The 26,758-nt window shown below is 65.5% G+C and carries 22 protein-coding genes; 9 read left to right on the top strand and 13 right to left on the bottom strand.

The features are described from left to right. Positions 1-14 precede the first annotated feature (14 nt). Positions 15-923 carry an agmatinase gene (gene speB, locus GEV37_RS08815; RefSeq protein WP_227390126.1) on the bottom strand — a complete coding sequence of 303 codons (909 nt, stop codon included), beginning with the start codon at positions 921-923 and terminating at the stop codon, positions 15-17. A 156-nt stretch (positions 924-1,079) separates the two neighbouring features. Here speB and GEV37_RS08810 point away from each other — a divergent pair, with 156 nt between their 5' ends. Together GEV37_RS08810 and hpxO are read left to right on the top strand one after the other, a co-directional pair. Next, positions 1,080-2,009: a LysR family transcriptional regulator gene (locus GEV37_RS08810; protein ID WP_227389873.1), complete on the top strand. Its 930-nt coding sequence runs from the start codon at positions 1,080-1,082 to the stop codon at positions 2,007-2,009. A 112-nt stretch (positions 2,010-2,121) separates the two neighbouring features. Next, positions 2,122-3,324, top strand: a complete 1,203-nt coding sequence (hpxO, locus tag GEV37_RS08805; protein WP_227389872.1) for an FAD-dependent urate hydroxylase HpxO — start codon at positions 2,122-2,124, stop codon at positions 3,322-3,324. 12 nt (positions 3,325-3,336) lie between these two features. On the opposite strand, the gene GEV37_RS08800 is transcribed toward hpxO, so the two are convergent. Further along, on the bottom strand, positions 3,337-4,653 hold the full coding sequence (locus GEV37_RS08800) for an NRAMP family divalent metal transporter (RefSeq protein WP_227389871.1): 1,317 nt from the start codon (positions 4,651-4,653) through the stop codon (positions 3,337-3,339). Between the two features lie 201 nt (positions 4,654-4,854). On the opposite strand from GEV37_RS08800, the gene GEV37_RS08795 reads away from it, so the two are divergent. Together GEV37_RS08795 and GEV37_RS08790 are read left to right on the top strand one after the other, a co-directional pair. Next, a complete protein-coding gene (locus GEV37_RS08795) occupies positions 4,855-5,487 on the top strand; it encodes a hypothetical protein (protein ID WP_227389870.1) in 633 nt (210 codons plus the stop codon). A 71-nt stretch (positions 5,488-5,558) separates the two neighbouring features. Further along, a complete protein-coding gene (locus GEV37_RS08790; protein WP_227389869.1) occupies positions 5,559-5,831 on the top strand; it encodes a DUF2798 domain-containing protein in 273 nt (90 codons plus the stop codon). A gap of 12 nt (positions 5,832-5,843) precedes the next feature. Here the strand turns inward: GEV37_RS08790 and GEV37_RS08785 are convergent, their stop codons facing one another. The 5 genes from GEV37_RS08785 to GEV37_RS08765 are packed head-to-tail and all read right to left on the bottom strand — an operon-like array spanning position 5,844 to position 11,680. After that, positions 5,844-9,278: a pilus assembly protein gene (locus GEV37_RS08785; RefSeq protein ID WP_227389868.1), complete on the bottom strand. Its 3,435-nt coding sequence runs from the start codon at positions 9,276-9,278 to the stop codon at positions 5,844-5,846. After that, positions 9,275-9,745, bottom strand: coding sequence for a pilus assembly PilX family protein (locus GEV37_RS08780; protein WP_227389867.1), 471 nt, complete (start codon positions 9,743-9,745; stop codon positions 9,275-9,277). Before GEV37_RS08780 ends, GEV37_RS08785 begins: the two co-directional genes overlap by 4 nt. Further along, positions 9,742-10,764, bottom strand: a complete 1,023-nt coding sequence (locus GEV37_RS08775) for a PilW family protein (protein WP_227389866.1) — start codon at positions 10,762-10,764, stop codon at positions 9,742-9,744. The genes GEV37_RS08780 and GEV37_RS08775 overlap by 4 nt, the downstream gene beginning before the upstream one ends. A 1-nt stretch (position 10,765) precedes the next feature. After that, positions 10,766-11,173 (bottom strand): type IV pilus modification protein PilV, encoded by a 408-nt coding sequence (pilV, locus tag GEV37_RS08770; protein WP_227389865.1) that lies wholly within the window; start codon positions 11,171-11,173, stop codon positions 10,766-10,768. Positions 11,174-11,191: 18 nt separating this feature from the next. Then, positions 11,192-11,680: a GspH/FimT family protein gene (locus tag GEV37_RS08765; protein WP_227389864.1), complete on the bottom strand. Its 489-nt coding sequence runs from the start codon at positions 11,678-11,680 to the stop codon at positions 11,192-11,194. 526 nt (positions 11,681-12,206) lie between these two features. Between GEV37_RS08765 and GEV37_RS08760 the strand changes: the two genes are divergently transcribed. After that, entirely contained in the window at positions 12,207-13,778 is a 1,572-nt protein-coding gene (locus tag GEV37_RS08760) for a Re/Si-specific NAD(P)(+) transhydrogenase subunit alpha (RefSeq protein ID WP_227389863.1), read from the top strand. Positions 13,779-13,794: 16 nt separating this feature from the next. Next, positions 13,795-15,237 carry an NAD(P)(+) transhydrogenase (Re/Si-specific) subunit beta gene (locus GEV37_RS08755; RefSeq protein ID WP_227389862.1) on the top strand — a complete coding sequence of 481 codons (1,443 nt, stop codon included), beginning with the start codon at positions 13,795-13,797 and terminating at the stop codon, positions 15,235-15,237. 112 nt (positions 15,238-15,349) lie between these two features. On the opposite strand, the gene GEV37_RS08750 is transcribed toward GEV37_RS08755, so the two are convergent. Continuing rightward, on the bottom strand, positions 15,350-16,069 hold the full coding sequence (locus GEV37_RS08750; protein WP_227389861.1) for a GntR family transcriptional regulator: 720 nt from the start codon (positions 16,067-16,069) through the stop codon (positions 15,350-15,352). Positions 16,070-16,305: 236 nt separating this feature from the next. Between GEV37_RS08750 and GEV37_RS08745 the strand changes: the two genes are divergently transcribed. Beyond that, complete coding sequence (locus GEV37_RS08745) at positions 16,306-17,139, top strand: amidohydrolase family protein (protein WP_227389860.1); 834 nt, start codon at positions 16,306-16,308, stop codon at positions 17,137-17,139. Between the two features lie 34 nt (positions 17,140-17,173). Then, positions 17,174-18,475, top strand: coding sequence for an SLC13 family permease (locus tag GEV37_RS08740; RefSeq protein ID WP_227389859.1), 1,302 nt, complete (start codon positions 17,174-17,176; stop codon positions 18,473-18,475). A gap of 91 nt (positions 18,476-18,566) precedes the next feature. Here GEV37_RS08740 and GEV37_RS08735 read toward each other — a convergent pair whose 3' ends face one another. Further along, positions 18,567-20,537, bottom strand: a complete 1,971-nt coding sequence (locus GEV37_RS08735; protein ID WP_275951401.1) for a methyl-accepting chemotaxis protein — start codon at positions 20,535-20,537, stop codon at positions 18,567-18,569. A 131-nt stretch (positions 20,538-20,668) separates the two neighbouring features. Next, positions 20,669-22,960, bottom strand: a complete 2,292-nt coding sequence (locus GEV37_RS08730; protein WP_227389858.1) for a xanthine dehydrogenase family protein molybdopterin-binding subunit — start codon at positions 22,958-22,960, stop codon at positions 20,669-20,671. A 153-nt stretch (positions 22,961-23,113) separates the two neighbouring features. On the opposite strand from GEV37_RS08730, the gene GEV37_RS08725 reads away from it, so the two are divergent. Beyond that, a complete protein-coding gene (locus GEV37_RS08725) occupies positions 23,114-23,599 on the top strand; it encodes a MarR family winged helix-turn-helix transcriptional regulator (RefSeq protein WP_275951400.1) in 486 nt (161 codons plus the stop codon). Between the two features lie 31 nt (positions 23,600-23,630). On the opposite strand, the gene GEV37_RS08720 is transcribed toward GEV37_RS08725, so the two are convergent. From GEV37_RS08720 to GEV37_RS08710, 3 genes are read right to left on the bottom strand one after another with little or no spacing between them, the layout of a single operon-like run. Continuing rightward, positions 23,631-25,148: a tripartite tricarboxylate transporter permease gene (locus GEV37_RS08720; protein ID WP_227389857.1), complete on the bottom strand. Its 1,518-nt coding sequence runs from the start codon at positions 25,146-25,148 to the stop codon at positions 23,631-23,633. A 36-nt stretch (positions 25,149-25,184) separates the two neighbouring features. Continuing rightward, the gene (locus GEV37_RS08715) at positions 25,185-25,718 is read right to left on the bottom strand and encodes a tripartite tricarboxylate transporter TctB family protein (protein ID WP_227389856.1); all 534 of its coding nucleotides are present in this window, start codon (positions 25,716-25,718) and stop codon (positions 25,185-25,187) included. Positions 25,719-25,761: 43 nt separating this feature from the next. Beyond that, positions 25,762-26,730, bottom strand: a complete 969-nt coding sequence (locus GEV37_RS08710; RefSeq protein ID WP_227389855.1) for a Bug family tripartite tricarboxylate transporter substrate binding protein — start codon at positions 26,728-26,730, stop codon at positions 25,762-25,764. Positions 26,731-26,758: the final 28 nt, after the last annotated feature.

Below are 26,758 nucleotides of genomic sequence, written 5' to 3'. Positions count from 1 at the left end.
GATTACAATTAAGACTATGCTTGACCCGCCTTACCCGCCGCCAACACGTACAGAAACTCCAGCCCCAAGGTCGCAGCGGCCAAGGAGGTGATGTCGCCGTGATCATAAGCGGGGTTGACCTCGACGATGTCCATGCCGACCAGCTCCATGCCGACCAGCCCCCGGATCACCTTGAGCATCAAGTCGGTGGACAGGCCGCCGCAGACCGGGGTACCGGTACCCGGGGCGAAGGCCGGGTCCAGGCCGTCGATGTCGAGGGTCACGTAGGCCGGATGATGGCCGACGCGGGCGCGGATCTTCTCGAGCACCGCTTTGGGGCCGTGGTCGTTGACCCAGTCGGCGTCCAGCACCTCATAGGGGTGGTTGTGGCGATCATAGCTCGTGCGAATGCCGATCTGCAGCGAGTGTTCCGGCACCACCAAACCCTCTTTCAGCGCGTGGTGGAAGATGGTGCCGTGATCGAACCGGGTGCCCTGCTCGTAGGTGTCCGTGTGGGCATCGAAGTGAATCAGTGCCAGCGGCCCGTGCTCACGGGCATGGGCGCGCAGCAGCGGCAGGCTGATGTAGTGATCGCCGCCGAGGGTGAGCATCTTCTTGCCCGCCGCCAGCCAGCGTCCGGCGTGGCTCTCCAGGTTGTCCACCAGGCTTTCGGGTTCGCCATAGGCGTAATCCAGGTTGCCCGCGTCCACTACCTTCAAGCGCTCTTCCAGGGCGAAATCCCAGGGCCAGCGCTTGCCTTCCCAGATCAGGTTCGCCGTGGCCTGACGGATGGCGTTCGGCCCCATGCGCGTGCCCGCACGCCCCGAACAGGCGAGATCGAAGGGCACGCCGCTGACCACCACGTCCGCCTCGGTCGATCTGGGGTCGAACGCCCGAGGCACGTTCATGAAACTCGTGATGACATCGCCAAAGAGGCTTGGCATGGTGGGCGAGGCAAGGGGGGTAGAGTGGGTCACCGGCGGTGATCTCCTGAGGCGCAAGGTGGAAACGCGACGAGAGCGCGACGATAAAAGTTTTGCAGCGATGAATGAAATGAATGTTTAGAATCTTGTCATTCACTTCATGAATGGTGGCGAGCGATGCGCCTGCTTCGACAGTTCGATCTCAATCTGCTGCTGGTCTTCGTGACGCTGATGCACGAACGCCACGTCACCCGCGCCGCCGAGAAGCTCCACTTGAGCCAGCCCGCGATCAGTCACGCCCTGAAGCGCCTGCGCGAAGCGCTCGACGACCCGCTTCTGGTGCGCACCGAGCAGGGCATGCAGCCCACCCCTCGCGCCCAGGCGCTGTTGCCGGTGGTGCAGCAGGCGCTCGCCGTGCTGCAGGAGGGGTTGACGCCGCCGGTCTCCTTCGCGCCGCTCACCAGCACGCGGCGCTTCACCCTGGCCACCACGGACTATTTCGAGGAGGTGATGTACCCGGCATTTCTGAGCCGGCTGCTGGCCAAGGCGCCGGGCATCAGCTTCGCCATCGAGCTGATCACCCCGGAGGTGCTGAGCAACGCGCTGGAGAGTCGCCAGGTGGACATGGTGGTGGGCGTGGACAGCCGCATTGCGCTGCCCGGCGGCGTGGTGAAGACTGCCTGGCTCGACGAGGCGTGGGTGTGCCTTTCGGCGCTCGACAACCCCGATATCGGCGCGCGCCTGAGCCTTGCCGCGTTCGCCCAGGCAAGCCATGTGGAGCTTGCCGACATCAGCGGCCTGGGGCCGACCCCCATCGACCACTGCCTAGAGCAGCACGGGCTGGGGCGGCGGGTGATCTCGCAAAACCTCAACTATCTCGCCGCCGCGCGGGTAGTGGCGCTGACCGGGGCGATCATGACGCTGCCCCGGCGCATGGCCGAGCGGTTCATCTCGCTGCTGCCGGTGCGTCTCGTCGAGGCGCCGGTGGAGCTCGGGGCGTTGACCATGACGCTGGCCCAGCACGAGCTCTACGCCAAGGAGCCCGCCATCGCCTGGCTGCACGCGGAGCTACTGGCCTTTGCCGACACCGTGCGTGCAACGGGCTGACTGGCCTCCATCTTGCTTGATCCAAAGACGCGGCGGTTCGAGACGTAGCAGCCCGAGATACGGTAGTCTCGAAGCGGCCCTTTTGATCATCATTCACCAGTGAGGAGGCGCTATGGCGCTGGATATCGTCGTGATCGGCGCGGGCATGGGCGGCTTGAGCGCCGCCCTGGCGCTGAAGGCCCGGGGGCACCGGGTGAAGGTCTTCGAGCGTGTCGAGGTGATGCGCCCGGTGGGCGCGGCCATTTCACTTTGGCCCAACGGCGTCAAGGTGATGCACGAACTCGGGCTGGGCACCACCATCGAGCGTCTCAGCGGCGAGATGACGCGGATGCGTTATCTGAGTCACGATGGACATCTGCTGAGCGACTTCTCGCTGACGCCGCTTTTTGATGCGGTGAACCAGCGCGCCTGCCCGATCTCCCGCGCCGCGCTGCAGCAGACGCTGTTCGACGCCGTCGGCGCCGAGCACATTCATCTCGGGCGCCACTGCGTGGGCTACACCTCCGGGCCCGAGAAGGTCGTCACCACCTTCGAGGACGGGGAGCGCGTCGAGGCGGACCTGCTGGTGGTGGCCGACGGCACCCACTCGAAGCTTCGCGACACGCTTGTCGGTCGGCGCGTCGAGCGCCAGTACGTGGGCTACGTGAACTGGAACGTGCGCGTGGCGGCCTCCGGTGCCCTGGCCCCGCTCGAGAGCTGGGACCAGTACGTGGGCGAGGGCAAGCGCGTCTCGCTGATGCCGATGGGAACGGGAGGCAACGACGCCGGCGAGCAGGAGTTCTACTGCTTCTTCGACGTGCCGCTGCCGGCGGGCACGCCGAACGACTCGGCCCGCTATCGTGACGAGTTGAAAGAGCACTTCGCCGGCTGGGGCGCCCCGGTGCAGGCGCTGATCGAGCGCTTCGACCCCGCGCGCATGGCGCGCGTCGAGATCCACGACATCGAACCGCTCTCGCGGCTCACCGATACCCGCGTGGCGCTGCTGGGCGACGCCGCCCACGCCATGGCGCCGGATCTCGGCCAGGGCGGCTGCCAGGCGATGGAGGATGCCTGGGTGCTGGCCGAGACGCTGACGAGCGCGCTTGCCGAACAGGCCGATACGAAAGCGGCGCTGGCTCGGGCGCTGGCGCGCTACGACCAAGCGCGCGTCGAGCGGGTCGGCGAGATCGTCAGACGGGCACGAGCCCGGGCGGCGATGATTCACGGTGCGAACGCCGCCGAGACCCGCGCCTGGTACGAGGAGCTTGGCCGCGAGGACGGGAACGGCGTACGTGCGGGGATCGAGAAGACGATCCGGGGCGGCCCGCTGCCGTGACCGCCCGGTGGATCACATGATGAATTGAACGACGACGTAGCCGACCGACAGAAGCGTCAGCGTGGCGATCGCCAGCCAGCTCCAAGCGTTGATCAGTCTCGAGGGGCGCAGGGCGACGGGCACGGTGCGGCCGTTGGCGGTGAAGTGGTTGAGCGCGGCAAGAATCGGGCTCAACAGAAACGCCACTACCATCACGAAGTCCATGAACAGGCGGAAGTTGCCCATCAGGGTGTAGAGGATCACCACCGCCAGCAGCGACAGCCCGACCAGCGAAACCAGAAACGCCGGGCTGCCCTCCAGGGTGCGCGACTCGTTCACCGCGTCCGCCGGGCGAATGAAGGTGTACCAGGAGGCACTGATCATGCGCGGGAAGCCGTCGAGCACGGTGAGCAGCGTGGTCAGCATCACCGTGAAGGCGGAGATGCCCACCACCACGCCGCTCCACTCGCCGAGTGTGGAGGTGTAGAGGCTGATCACCTGGTTTGCAAAGCCCACCGCGCCGTCGGCGGGGCTCACTCCCTGGCTATGCATCACGCCGGCGCCCATGATCACGAAACATGCCGCCAGTACCGCCGCGCCGATGTAGCCGATATTGAAGTCGATCTTTTCGGCGGCGGTGTCGCTGCGCCGTCCCTGGGTCTTGTTGCGCGCCTCGGACCACAGCGAGTTCATGATGGCGAGGGTGATGTCGGACGGCATCAGGCCGAGCACCGCCACCAGGGTCACGAAGGTGGTCACGCTCCAAAGTGGCGAAATCGCCGTCGACGGGTAGAACGACCAGTCCACCAGTGGCAGCGCCGCCAGAGCGGCGAACAGCGTGGTCACGCTCAGGATCACCACGAACACCTTGTTCACCCAGTCCAGCAGCCGGTAGCCGCCGGCGACGGTGAGCACGCCGCACAGCGCGATGAGAATCACCGCCACCGTGGGCGGGGAGAGCGCCAGTGGCACGAGACTGCCGGCAAGCCCGGCGGTGGTGATGGCGATCGCGGCGATGATGATCGCGGTCACCGGGATCTGCACCAGCGCGAACAGCGCGACCACCGAGCGCCCGAAGGTCTGGCGATATCCCTCGACCAGCGACTGGCCGGTCACGCTGACGTAGAAGGGCCCGAACAGAAACGACGGATACTTCAGCAGCACCGCGAGCAGGATGAAGCCCAGAAGCCCGGTGCCATACTCCGCCCCGGCGCGGGTGGACTGCACCACGTGAGAGGTGCCGATCGCCGCGCCCGCGAACAGAAAGCCCGGGCCTAGAGCGGCGAGGTATTTGGCGTAGGTGGACCGGGAAGGCGCATCGCCAAGGGATGCGGAGTCTTGAGAGGGCATGAAGTGCTCCTTGTGAGCCATATGGGCGGGGGCATGGCTTGTTGTTCTGCCCCCGCTGCGCGAGGCGGCTATGGTAGCCCAGCTCGCCTGCGCTTTCATGCCGCATGCGACCATAAGCGCATATCTGCTATATATACGGCACACCTTTGCTACTCTAGGTCTTCTTGGCGTTTCAACGTCCACCCACCAGCAGGTTCGCCCATGCTCAGCGCTCTCATCTACGTTCTGATCTTCGTCGGCGTCACCGCGACGCTCTACCAGCTCTACGCGGTGAACTACGCGATCAACTTCGATAACCACAAGCGGCTCTCGCGCGACCAGGCCGAGCGGCTCGAGGCGCTCAAGCACGCGGGCACCGAGTACCGCGCAAGCGGTGAGCGTGCGCCCTTCGAGCGGGTGGTACGCAGCACCCTGGGAGAGCAGGTGGAGGCGGCGCTGGTGCGCGAGGCCCTGGAACATGACGACGAGCAGGCCATCAAGGCGCTGCTGCGCCGCCGCCCGCGGCTGCGCTTTGGCGAGCGTGTCACGGCGCGCCATCCGCTGCTGGGCGAGACGCGCTTGCCCCGCCGCGACTGGCGGTCGTTGTTCATCGGCCTGGTCATCCTCAACAGTCTGATCGCGCAGTTTCTGGGCGGCATGAGCATCTACACGCTGCTCTACCGCGTCGAGACGCCGTCGCTTGCCTGGCTCAACGAGCCGAGCATCCTGATGGTGCTGATCTTCTTGCTGATACCGCTGACCCACGCTATCGGCCGGCTCGACTTCTACGTGAACGATCTCTACCAGGTCGGCCGGCTCGAACGCGAGACCACCGCCGTCGAAGCGTACTCCTGAGCGAGGCGTTCCCAACGCGTCGGTGAGCCAGTAAAGTAGCCTGCTCATCATTTTCGATACAGGCAGGCACCATGACCCGACGACGTTTTCCCGAACAGCGTCTGCTGGCGGCGCGCAAGCTGCACCCACGCTTCACGCCGGTGGTCTTCGCGCTCTACATGTCCTCGATCATGGCGTTTTTGATGACGCTGGTGATCACCGCGGTCAACAGCGGCCTGGACGGCGCGTTCATGGCCCGGGTGTGGCAGGCCTACCGAGTGGCGATGCCGGTGGCTTTCCTGTGCATTCTGGTGGTGCGCCCGGTAGTCGCGCGGCTAGTGCAGTGGACCGTGCGCTCGATCTGACCTGACGCCGCCTCAGTCGTTGTTGACCTGGCGCCAGGAGCGCCGCCCCAGGTGCGAGGGGTTGAGCCCGATCGTGATCGGAGTGGCCGCGCCCCCGGGGCTTCCCACGTAGAGCGTCTCGGTTTGGGCGCCCGGGTTCTGGATGCCCACCAGCCGCTCGCCACTCCCCGCCTGAAGACCCGTGATGGCATCGCCATTGACTTTGGCGCCGGCATCGATCTGCCCATCCCCGTTGAAATCGAAGATGCTTGCCCCGCCGCTGCCCCCCGTATCCGCCAGAAGCGACATGAAGTAGCCGGTTCGCCCGCCGCCGCAGGGGTTGCCGATGTCCGGCAGCATGCTCGAGAAGCGCACCCGCCTGGGAAGATCGCTCGAGAGCGTGGGCGAGTTGATCACCCGTTCGCCGGCGGGCAGCTCCAGGCGCCATCCCTCGTAGCCGGCGGTCAGCGCGACGTTGGTGCTGGCGCGCACGTTGAAGCCGTCGCGCGTGGCGCTGCCGGTGATGCGCTGCGTGAGCAACTGCGCGCCGGTGAGGGCGCTCGTGCGATCGACGCGATCGCGCAGGCCAATGAGCTGCTGCACGCTGCGGTCGTTGACGTCCTGGGTTCTGAAGTAGCTGCCGGTGCCGAACAGCACCATCAGCGTATTGGTCGAGTTGGTGCTCAGGGTGACCGCCGGGGCCGAGGTGATCGGCTGGCTGCGCGAGCCCGTGTAGACCCTGGTAACGCTGCCGCTGCCGGTAAGCGAAAAACGCCACAGGTTGCCGGCCAGATCCCCCGCGTAGGCGAAGCGCGCGCCGTTGAAATTAGGCCAGGCGGTCACCGTTGGCGGGGCCAGCCCGTTGGGCGCCTGGGCGTTGCCTTCGTTGGTCAGCCGGTGCGAGATCAGCTGGCCGGTGCGCAAATCTACCACGAACAGCGATGCCTGGTAGCCGACGCTGTTGTAGCCGTTGCCGAAGATCGCTACCCAGCGCCCGTCCACGAGCTGGGTGATAGTCGGGGTGGTGACGCCGGTGCCCAGCGCCGGGTGGCGAAACTCCCACAGCACGCTCGACGCGCCCATCTGGGTGGGCTGACTGACGTCGAGCGCGAAGACCGTACGCCCGCCGGCACCCATGGTGCCCACGGCGATGGCGCTGGGGCCACCTGCGATGTTCACCTCGCGCACCGCCGGAGTGCCATCCATGAAGTAGCGGTGGCGATAGCCTGGCTGGGTGAGCGGGCGCAGCGCCGGGGTTTGCCCCTGGGTGAGCTCGGACGGCAGGTAGGCGAAGAGCTCGCGCCCGGTGTCGGCGTTGAAGCCGTGCAGCATGCCGTCGTTGGCGGCGGCCAGCAGAAGCGCCGGTCGGCTGCCGCTAGCCGGCAGTACCACCGGACTGGCGTTGATGATGTCGCCCAAAAGCGACTGGCGGGTGCGCAGGCCCGGCTGACTCAGCCCCTGCAGCCAGTTGATCTCGGCCTGGGTGAAGCCGCTGGTGGTGGTCGACAGCAGCGCCCCGGTCGGGCGCGTGGCCGAGGCGGGGCGATAGGCGGTCAGAAGCCGCCGGCTGCCGGCCTGGCCTGCCAGCTGGGTCTCCGCGTTCCAGCGCGGCGTACGCTGGCCGGTCGCGGAAATGGCCGAGGCGGTCAGCCGCCCCGACCAGTCGGTGCTGCGAAACCCGGCGCTGTAGATCAGGTTGCCGGCCTGCAGATCGACGAGGTCACTGTTGACCGCCGACGAGGTGTTGGAGTCCGAGGTGGCGATGATGTTGCCCAGTACCTGCTGCATGACCTGACTGAGCGAGGCCTCGTCGTTGGCGAAGTAGGCCTGTTCGGTGCCGCCGGCCCGGGCCAGTTCCCCCAGCGGATCGGCGGGAACGCCTGGCAGGTTGTTGATGTCCAGCGGCAGGTTGAAGCCCACCACATAGGTGCGTACCGGGTTGCGCAGGGCGCTGCCGGTATCGTTGTAGAGCCTTCGAATGGCGTTCTGGGCGTCCGTCAGCGCCTGGCTCACGTTGTTGCCCAGCGAGCGACCGGTGCGGTCCACCGAAGGCAGCCCGTCGGTCAGCCAGATGTTGGCGTTGACCAGGCACTGCTGGGCGCTGGCGTTGTTCATGTTGGGGATGCTGAGGCCAGCACGGCGCCCCTGATCGGTGCCGAAGGAGGTGCCGGCGCCGGCGTTGTTCAGAAAGTAGTCCCGAGCGGTGTACATGGTGCCCTCGATGGGCGTCAGGCCCGTGGCCAATAGCGGCCAGGCAGGGTCGGTCATCGGATTGCCGCTGCCGTTCCAGTCGTGACGCTGGGGCTGGAGTTTGGCGACGATCTGGTTCCAGTGGGCATCGTTGATCGAGCCGTCGGCGTTGAGCCCGCCGATGGGCACGTGCAGATAGCCCAGGCCCGGCGAGGAGGCGGTACGCCACTCGAGCTGGTTCAGGGCAAGCGAGGCGATATGCGGCCCCCAGTTAGGGATACCGCGCTGGCGAAGGCTATCGACCAGCGGAAGACTGTAGGTGCCGATGATCGGCGTCAGCCCCAGCAGGCCCGTATAGCCCACGATGACGGGGCTGTCGTACCAGACCCGGTTGGGTTCGACCACGGGCCGGCCGGTGTTATAGCCGGCAAAGGCGCGAAAGCGCTCGATGACCTGGTCGGCACTGGCGGTGGGGTTCTGGATGCTGTGCCAGTACTCGGTGACATCCCGAGAGGGAACACCCGTGGAAAACGACTCTTCGAAGCTGTAGCCCGGCACGCCCACGTTGAAGAAAGCGTAGTAGTTGCTGCTTGGCAAGCGGGCGCGATAGCGCTTGGTCGGGGCGTCCCAGGTGCCGGTAAAGCCCGGGTTGTACCAGCTGGGATTGGCCTCCGTGGAGTAGCGTGTGGCCAGCGCCCGTTCGGTCAGGCGCCACACGACCGTCCGATTGTTGAAGGCGTCATCTCGGGTGCGCGAAGCAGGGTTCTGCTGATAGGCCATCAGCCCCAGGTTGATGTTGCCCCGGTAGCGGTCGATCAGCTCGCGCCCGACGCGCTTCATGGTGCTCGACTTGCTCAGCGGCGAGCGCGCCCCGGCCGGGCAGTTGGTGGCGTTGAACGTAGTGAGCTGGCAGGCGGCGAGGTTTTCCCGGTCGCCCAGGTTGGTACCGATCGCCACGCGCCCGTCGAGCCCCTCCTGGCCGCTTTCCGAGTTGTCCAGAATCAGCAGCACGTTGGGTGGCACGCGGCTGACGACGTTCAGCGGAGCGCTGGAGACCCCGGTCTCGTCGCTGGGAATGGCGTAGTTCTCGTCGTAGCTGTTGTCGCCGCCACCTACCGGGGTGTCCGGCGTCGGCGTAGGAGTTGGAGTAGGCGTCGGTGTCGGTTCCGGTGTGGGCGAGGGCGTGGTGCCCATGCTCCAGGCAGGCAGTGTCCAGAACCCCAGGCTCAGAGAGCAGAGGAGCGTCAAGGCAAGTCGCGCACACGGTTTCTTGTTCATGATCCTTCTCGCTGTTCATGGGCGAAGAGGCTTTCCAGGGCGACGCTGGTGGCCTCCGAGCGGCCGGCGCCTTGCGCTTCGATCCGGTAGAGCACTTCGCGGACTTCTTGGCCGTCACTGGTGGCACGCGAGCCGACGATGACCAGATCACAAATGCGGTAGCGAGAGCTGAGTGACTGACCGTTGACCGTGCTGGCGTGTGTCTTCCAGGCGGATTCGGAGAAGGAGCCGCATTTGACGATTCCCGTTGCGGTACCGGCTTGCAAGGCCTGCTCACCCGCCCTCAAGGCGGCCTCGGCCGCTTGAAGTGCCACGCTGTACTCCTGCTGGTTGGCGGCCATGCGCCCCTGGATCACCGACCCCTGCATCGACGACAGGCTGACCAGCGTGACGATGGCGAGAAAGATCAGGCTGAGCACCAGCGCCATGCCGCGCTGAGTTGCCGGGCGTTGAGGTGCGCGGTTCATGGCCGGTTCCTCAAGGTAATGGTGGTGGTGAACGCCTGGTAGAGGCGTCCGTCATCGGCGCTGAAGGGGGCGTCGCGAAAGTTGCCGGTGGCGATGGTGGTGGGAGCTGCGCGCAGGTCGGTGCGCTCGCTTTGCACGATCAGGCTCACCCGCATGGCTCGCGTCTGCGCCCACTGGGCTGCCGTCAGCGCCTCTGGAGCCAGATACTGCTCGCCGACCAGCACGCGGGTGCGCAGGGCCACGACGTTGTTGGCCAGTACTTCGTTGCGCGGCGTCGGCGTACCGGTGTCCAGACGCATCAGCGATGGCGCGCCGGCGCTCTCGGCATCACGGCCCAGATAGTAAAGGCCGCTGTCGATGGCGCTCAGCGTCACCGGCTGGCCCTGCAGGTAGGGCACCGCGCCGTTTTTCGACCAGGCACTGGTCTGAGGCGCCAGATTGCCCGGCATGCCGCTCGCCGCCTTGATCAGGCGGTTGGGCTGGGTGGAGACGTTGTAGAACAGATCGCAGTTCTGAAGCCCTTGAAGCAGCACCAGCCGCTCAGTGTAAGGGACGCTCCCCGTCAGATTGAGCTGCTGGTTGCTGGCGAGCGTCTCGATCGTCGTCGTGACCGGCGGCAGGGTCGTGGCGGCACGAAAGGCGATGCCCTGGGTATCGGGCAAGGGGCTTTCGAGCGCGGTGGTCATCCCCTGTGCCTGCGCGCCGGTAACGACCTGAAGCGCCGGAGCGGCGAGAGCGGCGTCGCTTGCGCTGCGCACATGAACGCTGAGCAGGTTCTGGGCGCAGCCGCCCTTGTAATCCACCTGACGCAGCTCGCGGGACAGCGTCTCCAGCGCGAAGCGCCCAGTATCCTGCATGTTGGCAAGCGCGGTGGTGATGCGATAGCTCTGCTGCGAGGCGATGAACAGTTGGGTGGCACCCAGGATCACCAGCACGCCGATCACCGTGGCGACCAGCAGTTCGATCAGCGTGAAGCCCGTCTGGGCGGAGGAGGGCGAGTGGGGTGAGCGAGCCGTCATCTCAAAGCTCCGAGGCCAGTTGCACGACGCGCCATGGCCGCGACGGCGAGACGATATCGGTAAAGCGTACCGTCACGCTGACGTTCGATTGGGCGACGCTGATCGCCCCTTGGCCCTGGGGCAGCACCGTGGCCACGTCTGCCGCCCACTCGCGCTTGTCGCGGGCGGCGAGCCCAGTGCCGCTCACGTTCTGGCCGAAGGCGAGCGTGTAGGCGCCGGCCAGATCACGATTGGCGCGAATCCGGTCCATCATGTCCTGGGCCATGTTGGTGGCCTGGGTCTCGAGGTAGGCGCTGCGCTGCTGGGTGAGCGCCTCGGTTTGCAGCTTGGCAACGCCCAGCAGGCCAACCGCCATGATGAGCATGGCGACAAGCGATTCGATCAACGACAGACCCTGCTGCTTTTTCATCGCGGCCTCCATGGGCGGTCAGGGCGCAGAACACGCCTGCGGCGGGGTCAGAACGCGCGAGAGGCCGCTGGGCTCCAGGCGAATGCAGCGCGCCTGATCTCCTATCCCGAGCGCGATGTGCCGAACCGCCGATGTGCCGGTGGACGGCGCGAAACGCCCGAGGCTATTGAAGCGAATCTCGTCGAGCCCTGTCGATATCTGCACCGTGGCGTTCGAGCGCGGCCATTGGCGCAGCGGCTGACCGTTCTGCTCGACTCGCCAACCCGACGACCACTGCCTCGATTCCAAGGGGATCAGCATCGTACTGCGGTTGCGCCGCACCGCCTCGCTGCGCGCGTACATCAGCGCGGTCTGGAACTCGTTGGTCGCGCTCACCAGGCGGTTCGCCTCGATCACGCGGGCGAAGTTCGGAAAGGCCACCGCCGCGAGCAGCCCCAGCAGGGCCAGGGTCACCAGAAGCTCGAGCAGGGTGAAGCCGTTCATGATGCGATGGCGTAGGGGATCCAAGGCGGTGCCTCTGAAGGCGCGCGGCGCGCCGTCTCTTTTAATGGGTGGCGGTCCTGAACAAGTATGGCCTTTAATTGGCGATCGTGGTCATAAAGTACCAGATGAAAAGCGCGGGAAGCGGCCAAATACGCCTGTATAAGCAGCGTAATTGCTTTGATTCGACCGTGTTCTAACATATGACGTTAAACCCACGCATGGCACGAGTCGACGCAAGGGCGCTGATCGGCAAGGCGATCGGGGACATGATGTCGCTGATATTGCGGGAGGCGTCGTTGATGGAGCGCCGCCTGCTTGCCCGCAGCGAGTACTCTTGAAAGAAACCTTGACGATTTTTCCCTGCTTTTATTTAGTTATCATTACAAAATAATTGTCGGTATTAGCCAAAAGTTGGGTGTATATAAATGTAATATTACTACATATTGGCGATATTTGGATTCATGCGGGCGGCGGCGTGCGTCGCCTTCTCTAGCCGAGCCGGAAAGAGCGGGTGGCGTTGCTTGGCTTTCTTACCCAAGGGAGACATCGAGTGAAAATAGGCGCATTGAAAGAGCGCTTTCGGGGCGAGGCGCGGGTCGCGCTCACCCCGGAGAGCGCTGGCCAGCTCCAGAAGCTGGGCCACGAGTGCTTGATCGAGACCGGGGCTGGTATGGCAGCGGGCTTCGACGACGAAGCCTACCGCACCGCCGGCGTGACGGTCGTCGAGGGGCCGACGGCGCTTTTCGACGCCGCCGAGGTCGTCATCAAGGTACGCGAGCCCAGTGACGAAGAAGCCGAGCGCCTGCGCGAGGGCCAGACGCTGATCTCCTTCTTCTGGCCCGCCCAGAACGAGGCGATGCTCGAGAAGTGCCGGGCGAAGGGCGCCAGCGTCATCGCCATGGACATGGTGCCGCGCATCTCGCGGGCGCAGAAGATGGACGCGCTCTCGTCGATGGCCAACATCGCCGGCTACCGCGCGGTGATCGAGGCGGGCAACCACTTCGGGCGCTTCTTCACAGGGCAAGTGACCGCCGCGGGCAAGGTGCCGCCGGCCAAGGTGCTGGTGATCGGCGCGGGCGTGGCCGGCCTTGCCGCCATCGGCACCGCCACGAGCCTGGGGGCGGTGGTGCGCGCGTTCGACGTGCGCCCGGAAGTCTCCGAGCAGATCGAGTCGATGGGCGCGGAGTTTCTGTTTCTCGATTTCGACGACACCCAGGACGGCTCGGAAAGCGGCGGCTACGCCTCGCCCTCGAGCCCGGAGTTTCGCGAGAAGCAGCTCGAGTGCTTCCGCGCGCAGGCAGCCGAAGTCGATATCGTCATCACCACGGCGCTGATTCCCGGCCGCCCGGCACCCAAGCTGTGGCTCGAGGACATGGTCGCCTTGATGAAGCCGGGCTCTGTGATCGTCGATCTCGCCGCCGAGAAGGGCGGCAACTGCGACCTGACGAAGCCTGATGAGCGGGTGGTGTCCGACAACGGCGTGATCGTGATCGGCTACACCGACTTTCCCTCGCGCATGGCGACCCAGGCGTCACTCCTGTACGCCACCAACATCCGTCACATGCTTTCCGATCTTACCCCGGAAAAGGATGGCGTGATCGTTCACGACATGGAGGACGACGTGATCCGCGGGGCGACGGTGACCCACCGAAGCGAGATCACCTTCCCGCCGCCGCCGCCGAAGGTGAAGGCGATCGCCGCGGCCAAGCCGAAGAAGAAGGAGAAGGAACCGACGCCCGAGGAGAAACGGGCGTTGGAGACCGCCGCCTTCAAGGCCCAGACCACGCGTCAGGTCGGGCTTCTGGCCGTGGGCGGTGTGTTGATGCTGCTGCTCGGCCAGGTCGCGCCGGCGTCGTTCATGCAGCACTTCATCGTCTTCGTGCTGGCGTGTTTCATCGGTTTCCAGGTGATCTGGAAGGTGAGCCACTCGCTGCACACGCCGCTGATGGCGGTGACCAACGCGATCTCCGGCATCATCATTCTCGGCGCGGTGCTTCAGATCGGCTCCGGCAGCGCGGTCGTGGTCGTCCTGGCAGCGATCTCGGTGCTGATCGCCACCATCAATATCGTGGGGGGCTTTCTGGTGACACGCCGGATGCTCGCCATGTTCCAGAAATCCTGAGCGGCGGGGACACGCTATGTTGAGTCAAGGGTTCGTATCCGCCGCTGCGATCGCGGCAAGCGTTCTATTCATTCTCTCGCTGGGGGGCTTGAGCAACCAGGAGAAGGCCAAGCGCGCCGTCTGGTACGGCATCGTCGGCATGGCGGTGGCGGTGGGTTTCACCGCGCTCGGCCCCGGTATCGGCGGCTACGGATGGCTGATCCCGATGGTGCTGATCGGCGCCGGTATCGGCACGTACCTGGCGCGCAAGGTCGAGATGACCGAGATGCCCCAGCTGGTGGCGGCACTGCACAGCTTCGTCGGCCTGGCGGCGGTGTTCGTCGCCTGGAGCGCGGATCTCGAGCGTCGCCGGGTGCTGGCGGCTCGCGCCGCCGACGGCGTGATGCAGGAGTTCTCGGCGTTTGCCGCGCTGGTCGCGACCAAGGCGCCGGACGAGCTGACGTTTCTGCAGATCGAGGTGGTACTGGGCATCTTCATCGGTGCGGTGACCTTCACGGGCTCGGTGATCGCGTTTGGCAAACTCGCCGGCAAGGTCGATGGCAAGCCGCGCCAGCTCCCCGGTGGGCACCTGCTCAACGCCGGTGCAGCGGTGCTCTCCCTGGTGCTGGCCGTGATGTACCTGAACGGCGCCGGCTTCTGGACGCTGATCCTGCTGGCGCTGCTGGCCTTCTTCATCGGCTACCACCTGATCATGGGCATCGGCGGCGCCGATATGCCGGTGGTGGTGTCGATGCTCAATAGCTACTCCGGCTGGGCGGCGGCGGCGATCGGCTTCACGCTCTCCAATGATCTGTTGATCGTCACCGGCGCGTTGGTGGGCTCCTCTGGCGCAATCCTCTCCTACATCATGTGCAAGGCGATGAACCGTAACTTCGTCAACGTGATTCTGGGCGGCTTCGGGGGAAGCCAAGGGCCGGCGGCGGAGATCGAGGGCGAGCAGGTCGCCATCGACGCCGGCGGCGTGGCGAGCGCCTTGAACGACGCCGACAGCGTCATCATCGTGCCGGGCTACGGCATGGCGGTGGCCCAGGCGCAGAGCGCGGTGAGCGACCTGGTGCGCAAGCTGCGCGCCGCCGGCAAAGAGGTACGCTTCGGCATCCACCCGGTCGCCGGACGTCTGCCAGGGCACATGAACGTGCTGCTGGCGGAAGCCAAGGTGCCCTACGACATCGTACTGGAGATGGACGAGATCAACGACGACTTCGCCTCGACGGACGTGGTGATCGTCATTGGCTCTAACGACATCGTCAACCCGGCGGCCCAGGAAGATCCCAACAGCCCCATCGCCGGCATGCCGGTGCTCAAGGTGTGGGAGGCCAAGCAGGTGTTCATCTCCAAGCGTGGCCAGGGTACCGGCTATTCCGGCATCGAGAACCCGCTGTTCTACAAGGAGAACAGCCGCATGTTCTACGGCGATGCGCGGGAGAGCCTGAATACGCTGCTGCCGCTGATCGACTGACGGCCTGCTTCTGAAACGCTAGCTATTGAAATACAAGCTCTTGAAACACAAGCTCTTGAAACGCAAAACCCGCGACCTGGTCGCGGGTTTTTTGTGGATCGAAAAGCGCGGCTCAGGTGATATCGACCCGGTAGCGAAACGGCCCGGCGTCGCCGGTGGAGCGGCGAAATTCCAGCGGCGTGGCGTCGTAGCCCTTGGCGATACGCTCGATCACGATCACCGGTTGGCCCGGGTCGATCGATAACCGATCGGCCATCGCTTGGCTGGCGGTCGCCACCGACAGGGTCTCCTCGGCCGCACCGATCAGCTGTCCGCACTGCTGTTCGTAGAACGGGTAAAGCAGGTTGCCGAAGTCGGCGGGGTCGACGGTCAAGAGAGGGGCAAAACGTCGGGTGTCGAGCCAGATCTGCTCATGAAAGATCGTCTGCCCGTCGATCTGGCGCACGCGCTCCAGGTAGACGACCGACGCGCCCTCCTCGAGCCCCAGCGCGTCGGCCACGCGGCGGCCGGCGGATTCTTCATGGCGCACCATGACGCGGCCGGTGGGCACGCGCCGCTCGCCTTGGCTATCCACGTGGCGAAAGAAGCGAAACAGCGAGCCGTCGAAGTTGGGCCGGCGAATGAAGGTGCCGCGGCCTTGACTGCGCTCCATAAGCCCATCCTGAACCAGCGTCTCGACCGCTCGGCGCAGGGTGCCCACGGCCACGCCATAGTACTTGGTCAGTTCGGCCTCAGTGGGAATCGCCGTGCCCGGCGCCCAGTCGCCGGCGGCGATTCGGGCCAGCATGTCGTCGCGCAGACGCTGGTAAAGCGGTAGCCGCATGTCCGTCATCGAGCGTGTTCCTTGGTGTCATCCGCGCATATTTTTCTGTTCAGAATGTACCACCTTTAGTCGTAGACCGCGCCCAGGGCGTTCAAAAACGTGTATTGTGCGATTCATCTATTCATATATATGAATTTACAAGAAGCCGTCAGACCGCCGAGCGCCTCAGTTGGCTCTCAGGCAGGCACGGTTCGAATACAGAGGGCTCGCGCGCCTGCACTCGAGCCTACATCATGAGGAAAACCATGGCCCCGCCTACTTCAGCGGCATTGACCGGCATCGATACCCACGCCCACATCTTCGAACGCGACCTGCCTCTGACGGCGGGCCGGCGTTACAGCCCGGAGTATGACGCTCGGGTGGAGCAGTATCTGGCCCACCTGGACCGCTCAGGGCTTTCCCACGGCGTGTTGGTCCAGCCGAGCTTTCTGGGCACCGACAACCGCTACATGGTCGAGGCGCTCTCTCGCCATCCGGCGCGGCTGCGCGGCACCGCCGTGGTCGAAAACGACATCGATGGCGCGACGCTCAACGCGCTGGAAGAGGCCGGCGTCGTCGGCATTCGCCTCAACCTGATCGGCAAGAATCCGCAGGCGTACCTGAGCGCCCAGTGGCAGGCGCTGTTCGCCGAGCTTGGCCGGCGCGGCTGGTCGGTGGAGGTGCAGCGCGGCATCGACGATATCGCCCAGGTAGTGCAGCCGATTCTCGCCTCGGGCGTGACGGTGGTGGTGGATCACTTCGGCCTGCCAGCGGGCGCGCTCGACCCGGCAAGGGCCGGCGATCGCGCGCTGCTCGAGCTCGCGGCGAGCGAGGATGTCTGGGTCAAGCTTTCCGCGCCCTACCGCTGCGAGGCGGGGCTCGCCCAGGCCCAGGCGTCGCTTTCACGGTTGCGCGAGGCGTTTGGCCACAGCGAGCGTCTGGTATGGGGCAGCGACTGGCCGCATACCCGCTTCGAGGCGCAAACCGACTACGCCGCCCAGATCGCCTTCATGGAGGCGTTGCTGCCCCAGGCCGAGGAGCGTCAGCGGGTGCTGTGCGACAACCCGGCGCGGCTATTCAAGATCGAGCGGTCCGCGTAAGACCGCCTTCCCAACGCGAAAAGAGAATCCGCTCATGATGAGTCTACTGGTGGTCGGAGCGATCGTTGTCTCCATCGTTCTGGGCTATCGCACCAAGATCAATATCGGCTTGTTCGCGATCGCCTTCGCTTACCTTCTGGGCTGCTTCGGCCTGGGCTTGAGCCCACGCGAAGTGATCGCCTCGTGGCCCTTGAACATCTTTTTCATCATCTTCTCGGTGTGCCTGTTCTACAGCTTCGCCATCGTCAACGGCACCCTCGAGAAGCTGGCCGAGCATCTGATGTACCGCTGCCGGAACTTCCCTCACCTGCTGCCGTTCGCGATCTTCTTCGCGGCGGTGGTGATCTCGGCGCTGGGGGCGGGTTATTACACGGTGCTGGCGTTCATGGCGCCGTTGACGCTGCTGCTCTGCGCGCGCACCGGACTCAATCTGATCATCGGCGCGATGGCGGTCAACTATGGGGCGCTGGCCGGAGCCAACTTCGTCTCCAGCCAGAGTGGCATCATCTTTCGTACTCTGATGACCCAGGCCGGGGTCTCCGACAGCCAGGCATTCATCAACAGCGCCGGCATCTTCGCCAGCACCCTGGTGGTGCCGATCATCGTGCTGGGCGGGCTGATCGTGTTCAACCGCCGCCGGGGCGTAGTCATGGCCACCCTCGATCACGTCGAGCGGCCTGCGCCGCTCAACCGCGAGCAGCGAATGACCCTGGGGCTGACGCTTCTGATGATGGCGACAGTGCTGCTGCCGCCGATCGCAAGTCTGATTGCTCCGGACAACGCGACCGTCGCGCTGCTCAACAGCAAGGTGGATATCGGCCTGATCGCCAGCGTCTTCTCGGTGATCGCGCTGCTGCTCAAGCTCGGCGACGAGCGCAAGGCGATCGCTTCGTTGCCCTGGGGCACGATCATCATGATCTGTGGCGTCGGCATGCTGATTTCAATCGCGATCAAGGCGGGCACCATCGACATGCTGGGCGCGTGGATCGGCACCAGCATTCCACCGGTGCTGATCGCCGTCGCCTTCGGTGTAGTGGCCGCCTGCATGTCGCTGTTCGCCAGCACCCTGGGTGTGGTGACGCCGGCGCTCTTCCCGCTGGTGCCCTCGATCGCCGCCTCCGTCGGTATCGACCCGATGGTGATCTTCATCGCCATCGTGGTCGGCGCTCAGGCGACTTCGATCTCGCCATTCTCCTCCGGCGGCAGCCTCATCCTCGGCTCCTGCCCGGGCGACGAGGAGCGCGCGGGACTCTTGCCGAAGCTTCTGTTTCGCGCCGCCCCCTTGGGGTTCGTCGCCGCGCTGGTGTTCAACCTGCTGCTGACGTTCGTGTTCTAGGGCGTTCGTGTTCGCAAAGATAAGGCCTGAACGCAACCGGCCCGCCACCTTTCGGTGGCGGGCCGGTTGCGTTGGGGGCGGCCGATCGACCTTAGAACTCTTCCCACTCGGCCACGGCGGGCTGGGGCTTGCGCGGCGCGGCGGTTGCCTGGGGCGTGGGCAGGGCGGGAGCGGCTCGCGGCGGCGTGCGAGTCGTCCGGGCGGCGCCTTCGTTGCCCAGCACGAACTCGCTCATCAGCTGGTCCAGGCGCTCGGCGTTCTCGCGCATGGCGGCGGCAAGCGTCGCGCTCTGGCTGACCATCGAGGCGTTCTGCTGGGTCATGGTATCCATTTCCGCGATCGCCGTGTTGACCTGCTCGATGCCCGCCGTCTGCTCCCGGGCGCCGGCGGCGATCTCGCCGATGACATCGGTGACCTGGGTGATACTGCGATGGATTTCCGCCATCTGCTGCGCGGCGGTGGAGACGATCTGGTTGCCCTGCTGAGTGTGATCCACGGAGACGTCGATCAGCGCGCGAATCTCCTGGGCGGCGCTGGCCGAGCGGCTGGCGAGCGTGCGTACCTCGCTTGCCACCACGGCGAAACCACGGCCCTGCTCGCCAGCCCGCGCCGCCTCGACGGAGGCATTGAGCGCCAGGATATTGGTCTGGAAGGCGATCGAATCGATCATGCCGATGATCTCGCTGATCTTGTTCGAGGAGTCGGTGATCGCCTGCATCTTGGCCTGCATCTGGGTCATCGACTCGTTGCCGCGCTGGGAGGCGCTGGAGGCCTCGAAGGCGAGCCCGCTGGCCTGATCCGAGGCATGCGAGGTGTGCGATACCGTGGAGTGGATCTCCTCCATCGACGCCGAGGTCTCCTGCAGGTTGGCCGCCGACTGCTCGGTGCGCGAGGAGAGCTCGTGAGTGCCATCGGCGATGTCGCCGGCGCCGATCAGTACCGTCTGGGCGCTCTGGCGCACCTCGACCAGGGTGTTCTGCATGCGCTCGACGAAGGCGTTGAAGCCGTTGGCGAGATCGCCGATCTCGTCCTGGCTCTTCGCTTCCAGGCGGCGGGTCAGGTCGCCCTTGCCCTGGGCAATGTCCGCCATGGCGCGAGCGGTGTGCTTGATCGGGGCGAGTGCGCGGCGCGCAGCAAAAGCGACCACGCCCAGAAGTGCCAGCAACAGGAGTCCGCCGGCGACCAGCAGCGACTGTAGAAGGCTGTTGGTCACGGCGGTGAAGGCGGCGGCAGGCACCGTCACGCCGACCACCCAGGAGGTGCCCTGCACCGGGCTCCACATCAGCACGCTGCGCTCGCCGTCGGGCATGAGGATCTCGCCGGAGCCCGGGGTGCCGTCGAGAATTCGCCCGCTCAGTGCGCTCAGGCCTTCGTAGCCCTGGGTTTCGTCGCCGTCGGTGTAGTTGAGGCTCATGCGATACTCCTCCACCGGGTGGGCGATCACCTGGCCTTGGCTGTCGATCATCCAGCCGTAGCTGCCCTCGCCGACGTTGATGTCCGAGGTGATGTCCGACACCGCCGCCATGGACACGGTGATGCCCAGAAGTCCGGCGCGGTTGCCGGCGTCGTCGAAGACCGCATCGACGATCAGCGCGGTCGGCAGGCCGCTCACCATCGAGATGACCGGATCGACCAGCAGGCTGTCCTGGGTGGCGTCGCTGACCACGGTCTTGAAGTAGCCGCGCTCGGAGATATCCAGCACCACGCCGGCATGGGTGAGGGTGTCGCCGGTGGCGTCCGAGAAGAACAGTGACTCGATGGTGCCGCCCGGCGGGTAGCGCTTCTCGAGCCAGCCAAGGTGCGAGGCCATCGGTACGTCCGCGGCCAGGCGCTCGTCCTCGGCCAGCACCGCGTTCCAGTTGCGATAGCCGGTGATCCAGCGGCTGATCTCGTCGGCCCGCGCCGCCACCTGGCGCTTGCCGGCGTTGTCGATCAGCGCAGGAATGGCGGTATTGAGCTGCTGATTGACGATGATGCCGAGAATCACGGCGACGACGAGCAGCGGCAGCGCGACGGCGCACAGCAGTTTTTGTGTCAACGACAGGCGGGAGAGCTTGCGCATTTACATCCTCGAGGGTTTCGAATGAGCCATAGCCGGGTCGACAGGGTCGGATAGGGCTGCCAAATCGACCGTATTTTGTTGTGTGTACCCTGTTTATAACGACCGTTTCATTGTCAACTTGAATGAGAATGTCACCGTATATTCGAAGCCATCGGCGCATCGCCAACGTTTTCACGCAGACGCGCGCGAACGATGTCCGGCGTGAACGGCGGCCGGGTGAAGCGAAGCCCCAGCGCATCGAACAGGGCGTTGGCGATGGCGGGCGCACCCGGTAGCGAGGTGGATTCGCCCACCCCCAGCGGCGGCTGGTCGGCCCTATCCAGCAGCAGGAGATCGATCGCCGGCAGCTCCGAGAAGCGCAGGATCGGATAGCTTCCCCACTCCCGGGAAGCCGGAAGGCCGGCCTCGAACTCCACCCGCTCCTTCAAGGTGCGGCTCAAGGTCTGGAGGATATTGCCATGCACCTGGTGGCGCACGCCGGCGGGGTTGACCATCAGCCCCGCGTCCTGGGCAACCCAGAGCCGCTCGACGACGATGCGCCCGCTCTCACCGTGTACCTTGAGCTCCACCACCCAGGCCGCCAGCGCTGCACCGAAGCCGGGAAACTTGCTGTGCACGTACTGGGCGTAGGCGAATCCTCGCCCGTAGTGCCAGCCCGCCTCCTCCCGGGGGGCGCTGAACGCCCGGCGAGGCTGCCAGTCGGCGCGCTCGGCGAGCGCTCTAGCCAGGGCCACGGCCCGTGGGTCGCTCAGGTGGCGGCACCGAAAGGCGACCGGGTCCGCCTTTGCCGCGTGAGCGAGCTCGTCGATGGCGCACTCGTGGGCGAAGGCGTTGGGCATGGCGGAGACGCCGCGAAGCCAGGAGGCGCGCACTAGCGTGGGCACGTCATCGCAGCCGATACGGCGATGCGGGTAGCGATAAGGGGGCACCGAAGTACGATCCCCCATCTGGAAGGGCACGTCGCTGGGAGGCTGCACGCCGGTCAGAAGCGATGCCAGCAGCGGCGCGTTGTTCGAGGGGTAGCGGGTCACGAAACGATATCCCGCAAGCGCGCCGTCGGCGTCGATGCCGGCCTCGATCTCCATGCGCTGGGCCGCGCCCTTGGGCTCCCACAAATGCTCCTGCTCCCGGGTGAGCTGGACCCGCACCGGCCGGCCCACCGCGCGGGAGAGCAGAGCCGCATCCCCGCCCACGTCATCGGCGCAGTTGCGTCCGTAGCAGCCGGCGGCTTCCAGGCGCGTCACCGTGATCGCGCCTTCGTCGAGTTCCAACAGGCGGGAAAGGTCTGCCCGCAGGCTGTGCGGGTTCTGGGTGCCGGACCACACCTCGAGGCGGCCGTCGCGGTAGTCCGCCACCGAGCAGGAAGGGCCGATGGAGCCATGCAGCTGGAACGGCCAGAGGTAGGTACGGTGTATCCGGTGGTGAGCCGAGGCCAGTGCGGCGTCGGTGTCGCCCTCGTCGAGCAGCGACCGGTGCTGGGCGGGCAGAGCGACGAGGGCGGCCTCGATGTCGCTCAGATCCGTAAGGCCTTGCGGAGGACGCCAGGTCAGCCGCAGGGCCCGGGCGGCGGCGGCGGCCTGCTCCTCGCGCTCGGCTACCACGCCGACGAAATCTCCCTGTACCACCACGTCGACGACGCCTGGCATATCCATCACCGAGGACTTGTCGACGTCCATCAGCGACGTCCCGACGAAGGCGCCCCGGTCGTGACCGGCGTAGGGCGGGCGCACTACCCGGGCGTGCAGCATGCCGGGCACGCGCAGGTCGTGCACGAAGGTCAGTGCCCCGGTTGCCTTGCCGGGAATGTCCACCCGGGCCGAGGACTTGCCCACCAGGGTGTAGGCATCGGCGGGTTTCAAGGCGACGGTCTCGGCGAGTTTCAGCGCGTGGCGCCTGCCCTGGAGCAGTGCCCCGTAGCCGATGGCCAGGCAGGCGGTATCCCGAGGCTTGATGCTTCCGCTTGCGCAGACCAGCCGCTCCCGTGGCGCCTCGAAGTGCTCTGACGCCAAATCGATCAGGTATTCCCGGGCCTGGGCAGCGGCCCGGCGCAGCGGCTCGGCGGTGATCTGGATGGTGGCGCTGGCGATGGTCGGGCCCTGGTTCGGCACGTCGAATGGATCCCCCAGCACCATGGTCACCGAGCCAAGCGCTACCCCGAGCTCCTCGGCGACGATCTGGGCCAGGGCCGTGCGAATGCCGGTCCCCAGGTCCACATGGCCGTTGAAAGCGAGCACCTGGCCGCTGTCGAGTATGGCGACGAAGAATTCCGGCTCCGTGGGCACGAAATCCGAGTGGGTCCCCGGTTGGCCGGGGGCCGGCTTGGGCGACGCCACCGGGTCCCGGTAGACGACGAGAATATTGGAGCCGTGAAGCAGCGCCTGCCGGTCGTGGGATCGGGGGGAGAGCGGTCGATGAGCGAACACGGGAAGCCTCCTAGGTTATTGTTGGATCACGGGGCAACGCGTCTTGGACAGAGGTTGCCTGAGTCTACGGTAAAATTATAATGTACACACCATAAATAGGCGGGCCAGGTAGTAACCCTTTCAGACAGGCCGCCATCCACTCAAGGAATCTGAATGACATCGGATCGTTCCATGCTCGACCCCCATGCCGACCATCCCACTCCGTCCCAACAGGGCTACGATTTCTCCGAGCAGGTGGGGCATCTGTTGCGCAAGGCCTACCAGCGTCATATCGCCATCTTTCAGCGCCACGTGGCGGAAAAACAGCTCACCGCCATCCAGTTCGTGACTCTCTGCACCGTGATGGAGCGTGGGCCGAGCTCGCTGACCGACATCGTCAACGCCACGGCCATCGACCCGGCCACCCTGCGCGGGGTGATCAAGCGCCTCAAGGCACGGGAGTGGGTACGTCTCAGCACCGACCCGCGGGATCAGCGCAAGGTCATGGTGGTGATCACCGAGCCCGGTGAGGCCCTGGTCGAGGAGATGGTGCCCGAGGCCAAGCGCATCAGCGACGCCACCATGGCAAACCTCAACCCCGCCGAGCAGGTCGCGCTGATGCACCTGCTCGACAAGATGAACGCCGACCCGGCGGCTTGACCGCTCCGCCCCGTCTCTTGCGGAGCGGACCTCACGGCGTTCGCGCTCGTTTGATGTCCTCGCCAAGGCGTACCCACAGCGGTGCCAGCAGCGGCAGCACGATGGCCACAAGGGACAGACCGAACAGGCCCATGGCAATGGGGCTATGCAGGAACACGTCCCAGGAACCGCGACCAAGCAACAGGCTGCGGCGCAGGTTCTCCTCGAGCAGCGGGCCGAGTATCAGCCCGAACGCGAGAGGAGCGGTGGGTAGCGACAGCAGGTACAGCACGTAACCCACGGCGCCAAAGAACAGCATGATGTAGACGTCCGCCATGTTGTTGCGAATAGCGTAAGCGCCCACCACGCAGAGAAGCGCAATACCGATCAAGAGCATGTGGTTCGGGATACGCAGTATCCAGGGCAGCCAACGCATGAGCACGAGCCCGAGCGCCAGAGTCAGCAGCAGGGCAAGCAGGAAGCCCGCGTAGAGGCTGCCGACAAAGCCCGGGTTTTCGGCAAAGAGCAAGGGCCCCGGGCGCAGCCCGTGGATCAGCAGCGACCCCATCAGTACCGCCGTGATGGCATCCCCCGGTACGCCGAGCGTCATCATTGGAATCAAGGTGCCACCGATGCTCGAACTGTTGGCGGCCTCCGGCGCGACCACCCCTTCGATGGCTCCTTGACCAAAGCGCTCTGGCCGGCGCGAAAAGCGCATTTCCTGGGCGTAGGCGATGGCCACGGCAATGGCCGAGCCTGCGGCGGGAATGGCGCCGACCAGCGCGCCGATGAACGAACCGCGCAGCATCGAGGCCCAGCGCTTGGCGAGAGCGCCGAACTTGGGTGCCGGTGAGTGCAGCGTCGCCATATCGACATCGGGGCGGCGTTGGCGCAAGGCGTGCAAATGCCTGAGCACCTCGGCCAGACCAAAAAGCCCAACGCAGAGTGGCACAAGCTCGATGCCTCCCTGCAGGCTGCGGCTATCGAAAGTGAAGCGCGACACATCGGTCAGGGCATCGAAGCCGACCATGCCGCATAGCAGGCCAATGGCACCGACCAATAGTCCGCGCACGGTCGAGCCGGGTGAGGCATAGGCCAGCAGCACCAGGCCGAAAACGGCGATGGCGGTGAACTCGGGGCTGCGAAACTGCATCGCCACCGAGGCCAATAAAGGCGCGATGAGTACCAGCAACACCAAGCCGATCACACCGCCGACGCTGGAGGCGACCAGTGCGTACACCAAGGCCTCCTTGGCGCGACCCTGGCGCGCCAACGGGTGGCCGTCGAGCTGGGTAACGATCGCCCCGGGCGTACCCGGTATGTTGATCAGAATGGCCGAAATGGAGCCGCCATAGACGCTGGCAACGAAAACGCAGAGCAGAAAGAGAATGGCAAGCTCGGGCGTCATGCCGAAGCTCAGCGGAAGCAGGATCGCCAGCGCCATGGTGGAGCTAACGCCCGGCAACGCCCCGAGCACGATGCCCAGCAGGGTGCCCAATACGGCCAGCGTCACGCCCCAAGGGGAGGCGAGGGTAGCCAAGAGCGAGGTAAAGAAACTGTCGATCAACATGCGATACTCCTGGCACAGGGCAGATCACCGGGCTGATTAAATGGCGATGCCCAGCAGAGTGACGAAGACGACGTGCAGGGCGATGGCCAGCAACGCGGCGACCACCACGCCCAGCAGTAGCGCGCGGCGGCGGCTAACTCCCCGGCGGTACTCCAGCCAGATGAGCCAGGGGGCGGCAAACAGAGTGCTGGCGAGTAAAAACCCAAGCCACGAAATCATCACGGGTAGCACCGCGAGCGAGGCAAGCAAGGCTATGGCGTGCAGGTGCTGGCTTGGCGGCGGTGTCTCGGTCGGGTCTTTTTCAACCGCGTCTTTTTCGTCCGCTTCAGGTGGCGTGAATGTCCAGCCTGCCAGCCCTTTGAGCAGCAAGACCGCGCCGCCTGTCAGCAGAAGCGAGAGCACGATCAGCGGCAGCAGCGCCGGGCCTGGGTCGGGCCCGCGCCCAAAGGTATCCATGAGCCGAGCATTGGTAGTGACCTCGATCAGGCCGACGACGGCGACGGCGCCAAACAGAAGACCGCAGGCAAGGTCGCGCCTTGGGGTGCGACCCAAACGCAGCAGGAAGCGCATGGCGTTTTTCTCCCTTATTTTTCCCGGTAAGGCGGCGGCTGCCTCAGCGAGCCAGGCTGGCATCGACCAGATGGGCGGCTTCGAGAAGGGTGTAAACCTCATCGGCACGCTGGCTAAGGTAGGTGGCCGTCGCCTGTTGCGGGCGAGGCGCTATCACCAGCCCTACCTCGCTTGCTGCTGCTTGGAAAGCGTCGTCCTCGAGCAGGGAGTAGAACATCGATGCCAGCGCTTCGCGGCGCTCATCGGACACGCCATTGGGGAGGTAGAGCATGAAGAAGTCTTCGGCAACGAAGTCGTACCCTTGCTCCTTGAAGGTGGGAACCTCAGGTGCGAAAGGGTGGCGCGCATCGGCGGCCACGCCCAGAAGCGTCAACTGACCGGCAGCGTGCTGGTCGGCCAGCAACGGAATGGGGAGAAGCGCCGACATGACCTCGCCCGAGAGAAGGGCCGATACCGTTGGCGAGTAGCCCTGGTAGGGAATCTTCGTCAGGCTAACGTCGAACTGCGATTCGAGCATGCTGGCTGCGATGTAGGAGAACCCACCTGGCGAGTCGTTGCCGTTGATGATCGAACCGGGCGTCTCCTGCAGCGCTTGTAGGTAGGCTGCGATATCCGTGATGCCGGTGTCGCTTGCCACGGCCAGCGCTGCCGGTTCCGGGCCAATGAACACGAGCGGATCGAGCGCCTCGAGCGGCGTCGCATTGGGGTTCATGTAGCTCTGGGCAATAGCATGGGTGCCCATCATGCCCAGGGTGTAGCCATCGGCGTCTGCCTCGGCTACTTGGCGCACGCCGGTCGAGCCCGCTGCCCCCGTCACGTTCTGCACCACCAGTGGCGCGCCAAGATAGTCATTGGCATGCTCGGCCATCAGGCGCGCGGCCAAATCGTAAGCACCGCCCGCGGGCCAGGGGACCACAAGGGTCAGCGCGCGGTCGGGAAAATCGGCAGCGAACGCCCCGGCGCTAAGGGAAAGGCCCAGGGTAGAGGTGAGTAGCAAACGGCGAAGGGTCATGTCGGTTTCCTGTCGTTGTGTCCGTGGG

The organism is Vreelandella malpeensis (assembly GCF_020622355.1).
GTDB classification, from domain to species: domain Bacteria; phylum Pseudomonadota; class Gammaproteobacteria; order Pseudomonadales; family Halomonadaceae; genus Vreelandella; species Vreelandella malpeensis.
The sequence above is the reverse complement of the archived record's forward strand: the minus strand, read 5'-3'. Positions and strand labels throughout refer to the sequence as shown.